The organism is Corallococcus praedator (assembly GCF_003612125.1).
Lineage (GTDB): Bacteria > Myxococcota > Myxococcia > Myxococcales > Myxococcaceae > Corallococcus > Corallococcus praedator.
Map to the genome: position 1 here is coordinate 1 of NZ_RAWI01000351.1, position 9,775 is coordinate 9,775.

General features: G+C 68.8%; 8 protein-coding genes and 1 pseudogene. 4 read left to right on the forward strand and 5 right to left on the reverse strand.

The genetic code is table 11. From position 1 onward, the window contains the following. On the reverse strand, nt 1-388 hold a 388-nt coding region (locus tag D7Y13_RS32055; protein ID WP_120630877.1), incomplete at its 3' end, for a TIGR02266 family protein. 159 nt (nt 389-547) lie between these two features. On the opposite strand from D7Y13_RS32055, the gene guaB reads away from it, so the two are divergent. Next, a complete protein-coding gene (guaB, locus tag D7Y13_RS32060) occupies nt 548-2,005 on the forward strand; it encodes an IMP dehydrogenase (RefSeq protein WP_120536550.1) in 1,458 nt (485 codons plus the stop codon). A 64-nt stretch (nt 2,006-2,069) separates the two neighbouring features. Here guaB and D7Y13_RS32065 read toward each other — a convergent pair whose 3' ends face one another. Continuing rightward, nucleotides 2,070-2,657: a hypothetical protein gene (locus tag D7Y13_RS32065; RefSeq protein WP_199732929.1), complete on the reverse strand. Its 588-nt coding sequence runs from the start codon at nt 2,655-2,657 to the stop codon at nt 2,070-2,072. Nucleotides 2,658-2,790: 133 nt separating this feature from the next. Here D7Y13_RS32065 and guaA point away from each other — a divergent pair, with 133 nt between their 5' ends. Then, complete coding sequence (gene guaA / locus D7Y13_RS32070; RefSeq protein WP_120585485.1) at nt 2,791-4,344, forward strand: glutamine-hydrolyzing GMP synthase; 1,554 nt, start codon at nt 2,791-2,793, stop codon at nt 4,342-4,344. A 67-nt stretch (nt 4,345-4,411) separates the two neighbouring features. Here guaA and D7Y13_RS32075 read toward each other — a convergent pair whose 3' ends face one another. The 3 genes from D7Y13_RS32075 to D7Y13_RS32085 form a co-directional block, all read right to left on the reverse strand. Beyond that, the gene (locus D7Y13_RS32075; protein WP_120585482.1) at nt 4,412-5,191 is read right to left on the reverse strand and encodes a phytanoyl-CoA dioxygenase family protein; all 780 of its coding nucleotides are present in this window, start codon (nt 5,189-5,191) and stop codon (nt 4,412-4,414) included. Nucleotides 5,192-5,275: 84 nt separating this feature from the next. Further along, on the reverse strand, nt 5,276-7,369 hold the full coding sequence (locus tag D7Y13_RS32080) for a S46 family peptidase (protein WP_120585483.1): 2,094 nt from the start codon (nt 7,367-7,369) through the stop codon (nt 5,276-5,278). 261 nt (nt 7,370-7,630) lie between these two features. Beyond that, nucleotides 7,631-8,413 carry a helix-turn-helix domain-containing protein gene (locus tag D7Y13_RS32085; protein ID WP_120585484.1) on the reverse strand — a complete coding sequence of 261 codons (783 nt, stop codon included), beginning with the start codon at nt 8,411-8,413 and terminating at the stop codon, nt 7,631-7,633. Nucleotides 8,414-8,525: 112 nt separating this feature from the next. On the opposite strand from D7Y13_RS32085, the gene D7Y13_RS32090 reads away from it, so the two are divergent. Beyond that, nucleotides 8,526-9,362, forward strand: coding sequence for an MBL fold metallo-hydrolase (locus D7Y13_RS32090; RefSeq protein WP_120536545.1), 837 nt, complete (start codon nt 8,526-8,528; stop codon nt 9,360-9,362). Nucleotides 9,363-9,537: 175 nt separating this feature from the next. Next, nucleotides 9,538-9,775, forward strand: a pseudogene (locus D7Y13_RS32095) (kelch-like protein); the annotation flags it as partial.

Sequence of the window (9,775 nt, forward strand, 5' to 3'; positions counted from 1 at the left end):
GGGTGGGGACGGTGTAGTCGGCCGGGCCCACGCCGTTGGGCACGGGCGGCAGGTCCGTCTGGGCGTGTGGGAGGATGGCGACGGTGGAATCCAGGAACCGGCGCGTCGTCGCGTCCGCCTCCCCGAACTTCAGCCCCATGCCGGAGATGCCCTGCCCGTGCTGCCCGGTGACGAAGTGGACCACGGCGGCGGCGTAGAGCAGCCGATCGCCGCCTGCCAGCCGGAGGTCCAGGGTGACGGCCGTGCCCGGAGGGCGCACGGCCTTGGCGCGCAAATAGATGCCGCCCCGGGTGATGTTGCCCCCGTATTTCGCGATGAACTCCTCGGGAGTGGCGAAGGGCAGCTTCACCACCAGCCCGACGGCCCCTCCTTGATTCAGATCCGCCAAGGCCCGGTCCCAAGTCCCATGTGTGTGTAGCCGCGAGTATCACCCGAAGTCCCTGGGCACGCGCGGCAAAAAACCTTCTTCGTTGCGCGCCTGCCGCGTTACTCGTATGGAACCGCACCCGCCGGGCGCTGGTGCCCCGCGGGGCCTCCGGGAGCCCCAATGTTGAACCCCGATATCCGGCTGGCCCTCACTTTCGACGACGTGCTCCTGCTACCCGGTGAGAGCGCGGTCACGCCACGTGATGCCGACCTGACGACCCGCCTGACGCGCAACATCCGGCTCAACGTGCCGCTGCTTTCAGCAGCAATGGACACTGTAACGGAGGCGCGCACCGCCATCGCCATGGCCCAGGAGGGCGGCATCGGCGTCATCCACAAGAACATGACGCCCGAGCAGCAGGCCCTGGAGGTCCTCAAGGTCAAGAAGTTCGAGAGCGGCATGGTGGTGGACCCCGTCACCATCGAACCGAAGGCACCGCTCGCCCGCGCCCTGGAACTCATGAAGGTGCACGGCGTGTCCGGCGTGCCGGTGGTGCAGGGCAAGCGCCTGGTGGGCATCGTCACCAGCCGCGACGTGCGCTTCGAGAAGAACTTCACCCAGAAGGTCGAGGACGTGATGACGACGAAGCTCGTCACCGGCCGCGAGGGCATCTCCCAGGAGGAGGCCCAGAAGCTCCTCCACGAGCACCGCATCGAGAAGCTGCTCGTCGTGAACGAGGCCTATGAGCTCAAGGGCCTCATCACCATCAAGGACATCGAGAAGCGCCTCACCCACCCGTACGCGGCCAAGGACGGCAAGGGCCGCCTGCTGTGCGCCGCCGCCGTGGGCGTGTCCTCCGACCGCGAGGCCCGCATCGACGCGCTGGTGAAGGCGGGCGTGGACGTCATCGTCGTGGACACCGCGCACGGGCACTCGCTGGGCGTGATTGAGGGCGTGCGCGACACGCGCAAGAACTTCCACGGGTTCGATCTCATCGCCGGCAACGTCGCCACCGCGGAGGGCACGCGCGCCCTCATCCTGGCGGGCGTGGACGCGGTGAAGGTGGGCATTGGCCCGGGCTCCATCTGCACCACCCGCGTGGTGGCCGGCGTGGGCGTGCCCCAGGTGACGGCGGTGGATGACTGCGCCCGCGAGGCGGACAAGCACGGCATCCCCATCATCTCCGACGGCGGCATCAAGTACTCGGGCGACATCGTCAAGGCGCTCGCCGCGGGCGCCAGCTCCGTGATGATCGGCTCGCTGTTCGCCGGCACCGAGGAGTCCCCCGGCGACGTCATCCTGTACCAGGGCCGCAGCTACAAGAGCTACCGGGGCATGGGCAGCCTGGGCGCGATGAAGCAGGGCGCCAAGGACCGCTACTTCCAGTCCGACGTGGACGCCGTGAAGCTGGTGCCCGAAGGCATCGAGGGCCGCGTCCCGTACAAGGGCACCCTGTCCATGAACGTGCACCAGATGCTGGGCGGCATCCGCAGCGGCATGGGCTACGTGGGGTGCGCGAACATCGAGGAGCTGCGCACGAAGGCGATGTTCACGCGCATCACGTCCGCCGGGCTCAAGGAGAGCCACGTGCACGACGTCATCATCACCGAGGAAGCGCCGAACTACCGGATGGAGTAGGGCGCCTCGACTCGCGGCTCACCGCCCCCCGGAAGGTCCTACCGGGGGGTGCGGGTCCTGGAGACTACTTGCCGCCGCGACGCTTGCCGCCCGCCGCCGTGTCCTCCGCGGCGGCCGGCACCGTGGCGACGCGCTTCTCCGCCGCGCCCACGCGCTGCATGAGCTGCTCGCGGTCGTCCGGGTCCAGCGTCTCAATGGCCTTGCGCAGGGTGGCGAAGTCCAGGCGGGCGACCGTGACGGTGTTGCCGCCCTTGATCTCCTGCACCGTGGGCACGTCCACCAGCTCGCGCAGGTAGGTTTCGAACTCCACCCGCACGTCGGCCGTCTGCTGGATGCAGGTGTCCTTGGCGGAGACCAGCGCCTGGCTGCCCTCGCGGTAGCTCAGGTCCGGATTCCGGGCCATCGCGTCCTCGAAGGTGTGGGTGCGATCCTTGAGGGACGCGTAGAGCTGGACGTAGTCCACCAGCCGGTCCGACTCCGGGCGGTTGACGTTGCGCGCCTTGGTCAGGGGTTCGGTGGTGTCCTCACAGGTGACCTTGGACAGCTCGGCGATACCGGGAGTGTCCTTCACGGCGACGCTGCGGGTGTCTCGCTCCAGACGCTCGTCCGAGGAGATCTCCTTCACGCACCCCGCGGTGGATAGAAGAAGCATGGCTGCTGCACTGGAAGCGGTCAGGCGGCGCATCCGAACCTCGAACAATTGACGGCCTTTCAGCGTTGATTTCCCGAAGTTTGTAGCGATAAGGGCCCCCACCCGTCAACGACGCCCCCTGGGAGAAATGCCGGTGGACCTGCACTCCGAGAAGATCCTCATCCTTGATTTCGGGAGCCAGTACACCCAGCTCATCGCCCGCCGGGTGCGTGAACTGGGCGTGTACTGCGAGATCCACCGCCCCGATCTGCCCGCGGGCGACATCCGCCAGTACGCGCCCCGGGGCATCATCCTCTCCGGGGGGCCGGCGTCCGTGGAGGCCCCTGGCTCACCGCGTTGCGACCCCTACGTCTTCGAGGCGGGCGTCCCCGTGCTGGGCATCTGCTACGGCCTCCAGCTCACCGCCAAGCTGCTGGGCGGCCGCATCGACCGGGGGGCGCACCGGGAGTTCGGCAGCGCCTCCGTGGAGGTCCTCACGGCCCGGGGCCCGTTCGCGGAGTTCCATCCGGGCGACCAGGTGCAGGTCTGGATGAGCCACGGCGACCGGGTGGACGTGCTCCCGCCCGGCTTCGAGGCCATTGGCCGCAGCGGCAATTCGCCCTTCGCGGCGGCCGCCCACGCGACGAAGCCCTGGTACGGCCTCCAGTTCCACCCGGAGGTCGTCCACACCCCCCAGGGCAAGGCGATGCTGCGCGCCTTCCTCTTCAACGACTGCAAGGTGTCCGGCTCCTGGACGATGAAGGGCTTCATCGACGAGGCGGTGGAGACCATCCGCAAGCAGGTGGGCGAGGAGGGCCGGGTCATCTGCGGGCTCTCCGGCGGCGTGGACAGCTCCGTGGCGGCGCTGCTCTTGCACCGGGCCATCGGCCCTCGGCTCCAGTGCATCTTCGTGGACAACGGCGTGCTGCGGCAGAATGAGCGGGCGCAGGTGGAGGCGCTCTTCGTGGACCGCTTCCACGTGCCGCTGAAGACGGTGGATGCGCGCGAGCGCTTCCTGTCGAAGCTGGCAGGCGTCACGGACCCGGAGCAGAAGCGGAAGATCATCGGCCGGGAGTTCATCGCCGTGTTCGAGGAGGCCTCGCGCGACGTGCAGGACGCGGGCTTCCTGGCGCAGGGCACGCTGTACCCGGACGTCATCGAGTCCGTGTCCTGGAAGGGCCCCTCCGTCACCATCAAGAGCCACCACAACGTGGGCGGCCTGCCGGAGACGATGAAGCTCAAGCTGGTGGAGCCCCTGCGCGAGCTGTTCAAGGACGAGGTGCGCGCCCTGGGCCGCGAGCTGGGCCTGCCGGAGGAGATGGTCGGCCGCCAGCCGTTCCCGGGCCCGGGCCTGGCCATCCGCGTGCTGGGCGAGGTGAACGAGAAGCGCCTGGAACTGGTGCGCCGCGCGGACGCCATCGTGCAGGAGGAGATCCTCCAGGCCGGGCTGTACCGCGAGGTGTGGCAGGCGTTCGCGGTGCTGCTGCCGGTGCAGAGCGTGGGCGTGATGGGCGACGAGCGCACCTACGAGTCCACCTGTGTGCTGCGCGCCGTCACCAGCGTGGACGGCATGACGGCGGACTGGGCGCGGATCCCGTACCCCATCCTGGAGAAGATCTCCTCGCGCATCACCAACGAGGTGCGCGGCATCAACCGCGTCGTCTACGACATCTCCTCCAAGCCGCCCGCCACCATCGAGTGGGAGTGAGCTGAAGGCCGTGTGAAGCACGCGCGGCGACCCGGCGGACAGCGGGTCGCCGTTTCGCGTTTCGGCGCTACCCGATGGGGGCCAGGGCCTGACGGATGGCCGCTTCGACCGGTGACGTGTCGGCGGGACTCCGCGTCAGGCTGAGCGGCTCCCGGGGCAGCAATGGCGGCTGGGCCATGAAGCGCGGCCGGGTGCCGTGATGCGGCTGTGCTGAATGGACCAGGAAGGGGTGGCACAGGTAGACGGTGCCCGCCTCTCCGGTGGCCAGAGCCTGGGGCCGGTCCGGAGCCACCGCGAAGCCGTCCGCCGCGAGCGCCCTCAGCGTCTCGCCGGCCTCTCCGGCCGGGGCCAGCCTCCGGGCGACGTCGTGGTGCGAGCCCACCCGGATGCGTGTGGGGGCATCGTCCTCGCCGACATCCGAGAACAGGAACAGCATCAGCAGCGCCCGTCCCTTCGAGGTGACGTTGGTGCGCCACTCCAGGAAGTCCGGCTTCTCGTAATCAAAGCTCGCGTCGATGTGCCAGCCCGCGTCCCCGGGGTCCGCGGACGACGGGAACCGCACCGGGAACGTGCCCATGGCACCGCATGGCAGCCACCGGCCGGCGCCGACGAGCCGGTCGAACGCCGCGTGAAGGACGGGCGTGTTGGCGGCCTGGATGAAGGGCGGCTGCGAGTACATCCCCAGCCGGATGACTGGACGGGTCCAGGTCGAGGGCAGGGTGGGATTGCAGCCGGTGTCCCGCCAGAGGATGCCCCGCGCCTCGTCCGCGAGCTCACGGGGAAAGGCATGGTCGATCCTCACGAAGCCGTCCCGGATGAACTGTTCGACCCGCGCGTCGTCGAGCATGTGCGGCCCTCCTGTCCAAAAGAAAGAGGCTGCCCGGAGCGAACCGGACAGCCTCTTTCTACGTCAAGCGACGGTGAAGTCTGACTACCCGGCCGGGTTGGCCTTCACGGGCGGCACCTTGGTGCTGCCCGGGCGCAGCTCTTCCAGGACGCGGTTGGCGCCGTAGATCTTCTGGAGCGCCTCGATGATGGCGTCCGAGTGGACGGCCACGGTGCGGTTCACCGACTCGTCGAAGCCGTACTCGCCGCCCAGCGACTGGATGTTGCCGTCGAACACCAGGCCCACCACCTCGTGGTTCTGGTTGACGACGGGAGAGCCGGAGTTGCCACCGATGATGTCGTTGGTGGTGACGAAGTTCATCGGCGTGGAGGCGGTGACGACCTTCTCCGACTTCACCCACGACTTCGGCAGGGCGTAGGGGTCCTGACCGGTGGCGTGCTCGAAGGTGCCGCCCATCTGGGTGAACGGCTCCACCTTCTCACCGTTCTGCGTGTAGCCCTTCACCGAGCCGAACGACACGCGCGGGGAGAACGTCGCGTCCGGGTACTGGCTGGTGCCGTAGATGTCGAACTTCGCCTTGGCGACCAGCTCGCTGTTCTTCTTGATGATGGACTCCACGTCCTCCTCGTACTTCTTGCGGATGGCGCGGGCGTCCGGGTCCGCCAGCAGCGCCAGCTGGACCATCGGGTCCTTGGAGGCCTCCACGGCCTTCTTGCCACCGTCGAACAGCGCCTGACGCGCCTTCACGTCCGTCAGCTTGCTGCCCTTCACCACGCGGGTGGCGACCTGCTCCGGGGACTCCTTGCCCAGCACCTTCTTCACGAACGGGTGCTTGGCGCCCAGCTCCTCACGCAGCTTGGTGAGGCTGAACGTCAAGCGCGCGATCTCCAGCTCCGGGTAGATGGGCGCGGGGCTGAAGAGGTTCGCCTTGAGGGCGGGCTGGTTCGCGTCGTTGAACTCGCGCAGCCGCTGGCCGTTGTCCTTGGGCAGCTCCTCGCCGGCGCGCACCAGCGTCTTGGCGATGCTGAACAGGGAGGACGAGATGCCCTGGCCGTGCTCGATGTAGCTCAGGTCCTTGCGCAGGTTGCCCAGCTGCACCTCGGCCTTGGCGATCTCCTCCCAGGCGCCGGCGTACTTCTTCTTCAGCTCGGGGTTCGCGTCGACCTTCTTGCGCAGCTCCTGCTCCGCGGCGACCTTCGTCGCGAAGAACTTCTTGTCCAGCAGCGCCTCGTGGCGGCCCTTGGACGCCTTGAGCGCGTTCTCCACGCCGAAGAGCATGTTGCTGGAGATGCGCTTCTGCTCGGGGCCACGCTTCTGGAACTCGGTGACCATGCCGCGCAGCTCGGACAGGTACATGAGCGACTTGGGCATGGACACGTCGCGGGTGTACTCCAGCTCCGCGATGGTCAGCGCGCGCGAGGTCTTGCCCGGGTTGCCGGCCACGAACGTCAGCTCGTTCTCCTTGGCGCCGCTCTTGGACCACTTGAAGTAGTCCGGCGTCTTCGCCGGCTGCTTGTCCTGGTAGACGCGCACGAACGTGACGTCCAGGTCGTAGCGGGGGAACTCGAAGTTGTCCGGGTCACCGCCGAAGAACGCGATGGCGTGCTCGGGGGCGAACACCAGGCGCACGTCCTGGAAACGGCGGTACTTGTAGAGGTTGTACTTGCCGCCCTGGTACAGCGTGACGACGTCACAGCGCACCTTGTCGTCGCCGGCGGAGCAGGCCTTCTCCACCTTGGCCATCTCCGACTTCAGCGTGTCCGAGTACTGCTTGCCCGTCAGCGACTGGGTCGCCTTGTTCAGCGTCTCCGTGACGTCGGTGATCTCAACGAGCTGGTTCACCTCCATCGCCGGGCACTGCTTCTCCTCGGCCTGCGACTTCGCGTAGAAGCCGTTGGCCAGGTAGTCCTGCTTCGCGGTGGACAGCTGCTCGATGCAGCCGCGCGCGCAGTGGTGGTTCGTCATCACCAGGCCGTCCGGCGACACGAAGCTCGCGGAGCAGCCACCGGCCAGACGCACCGCGCCCAGGCGAAGCTTCTCCAGCCACTGCTGGGACGGCTCGAAGCCGTACTTCTCCTTCACCTTGGCGTTGGGGAAGTTGTTGTACGTCCACATGCCTTCATCGGCGAGCGCCGGAGCGGCCCCCACGAGGGCGGCGATGACGACCAATCGCTTCATGAGTCGGGATCCTTTCGGGCCACTGGACGGGAGGGCCAGCAGCGGGGACGAGGGCGTTTGTGAGGGAAGGTCTGGCGACGGTCAAGCTGGGAAAACGCCCACGCAAGACGCTCAACGCTCGAGCGCCTGAACGATTCCTGGGGTGGCCTGCCGGGCATGCGGATTTCCCATCCGGCCCGTCGGAATTTCAGGTGGAGGAAAGAGATCGGTTCGCGCTGCGAATCCGACGCATCGCGTCCGATACGGGCGGGCAGGGTGGACCTAGACGGCCCGGGTGCGCATCCACGCGCCCGGCGTGGTGCCGGTGACGGCGCGGAAATCCGCGATGAGGTGGGCCTGGTCATAGTAGCCGACCCCGGTGGCGATGGCGCCCCAGTCCGGCCGGGCGCCCCGGGCGGTGGACGCCTGGAGGGCACGCTGGAAGCGCACCAGCCGGGCGAAGGCCTTCGGGCCCATGCCGAGCACGTCGTCGAAGGCACGGCGCAGGTTGCGCTCGCTCACGCCCAGGGTGCGGGCCAGCTCCGACACCCGGGGGATTTCAACGGCTTCGGAGAGGAGCCGGATGCCGCGCCGCACGAGGTACGCGGCGGCGGGTTCGTACACGTCCTCGCGGTGGAGGCGGTCCACCAGGGCGGCCTCGAGCGTGCGCAGGCGGGCCTGGGCCGTGGGGGCCTGCGCGAGCGAGGCCCGGAGCCGTTCGCCGTCGGACCGCCCCCAGAGCGTGTCGATGGACAGGGAGCGGTGCGCCAGCTCCGACATGGGCAGGCCGAAGAAGGGATAGGCGCCGCCGGGCTTGAACTGGAGGCCCAGCGTGTCGGGCGGCACCTCCGAGGCGGACTTGTGCTGCACGTGCTCCCGGGGCCCCAGGGCGTGCACGTCGCAGGTCCCGGGCGTCACGCGGATCACCAGCTCCACGGTGCCGTCGGGCAGCCGGAGGTAGGCGTCCGTGGACGGGCCACGCCAGAGGACCCGAGCGCGCTGGATGAAGCGCGACAGGTCGCTTCGGAGCACCAGCGCGTTATCGGACGTCGAATCCGGGTCCATGGGGCCAGTCTGGGACGGCCGGGCCGGGGCTTCAACCCGGAGTGCCTGGAGGGGGCCCGCGGTGGCCGTTTCCTCCAATCGGGCGCGGGAGGCGGTCCGTAGGCTTCCGGGCATGCGAATCCACCATCTCAATTGCGGAACCCTGTGTCCCGCCAGCGCCCGGTTCGTCGTGGGCTCGGGCGGGCTGTTCGAGCGGGCACGGATGGTCTGCCATTGCCTGTTGATTGAATCGTCCCAAGGGCTGGTCCTGGTGGACACGGGCCTGGGGACCCGGGACCTGCAGGACGCGAAGGGGCGCCTGGGACAGCGGTTCCTGACCCGGAACGCGCCCCGGTTGGACCCGGCGGAGACGGCGCTGGCCCAGGTGGAGCGGCTGGGGTTCAAGCGCGAGGACGTGCGGCACATCGTGCCGACGCACCTGGACCTGGATCACGTCGGGGGGTTGGTGGACTTTCCGGAGGCCCAGGTCCACGTGTTCGGGGACGAGCACGCCGCCGCCATGGTGCCGCCGGGGCCCAAGGAGAAGTTCGGGTACAAGCCGGTCCAGTGGGCCCATGGGCCGAAGTGGAGCCGGTACGCGGTGGACGGCGAACGGTGGTTCGGGTTCGAGGCCGTGAGGGTGATTCCGGGCCTGGACGCGGAGGTCCTGCTGGTGCCGCTGGTGGGCCACACGGCGGGCCACTGCGGCGTCGCGGTGAAGGGTCCGGGAGGCTGGGTCCTGCACGCCGGGGACGCGTATTTCAACCACCGGGAGGTGGATCCGGTGGCGCCGCGGAGCCCGTGGGGGACGGCGCTGTTCCAGCGGCTGAAGTCCGTGGACAACGCCGCGCGGCTCGCGAACCAGGAGCGCCTGCGCGGGCTGGTGCGGACGCACGGGGCGGAGGTGACGGTGTTCTCGGCGCATTGCGCGGTGGAGTTCGACCGCCACGCGAAGGGCCCGGTGGCCTGAGAGCGGAAGCGAGAGGTCCGAAGACACCTCCTCGGTGCGGGGGCGACTCAGGAGCGCAGGCACGGGGACTACTCCTAGAGTCCTGCACTCCTCTCCTCGGTAGGGCCGTCCGTCCGCGTGGGCGCGGATCCGCGGAGGAAGAGGCCCTTCCAAGGCCCACGCTCCGGAGAAGCGCATGCGCAATGAGAGTCGAAGCGGGCTGGTGGTGCTGGCCCTGAGCCTGGTGCTGGCATTGGCCGGGTGTGGAGGCGCGCAAGGACAAGAGTCGCAGGAAGGCAGCGCGCAGGCGGTGGTGACGATGCCGCAGGCGTTGAGTGCCAGCGATGTGGCCCGCGTGGAGCTCACCGTGAGCGGCGCGGACATGACGACGCGAACGGACGCCCTGGTGAAGACGGGGGGCCAGTGGGGTGGGG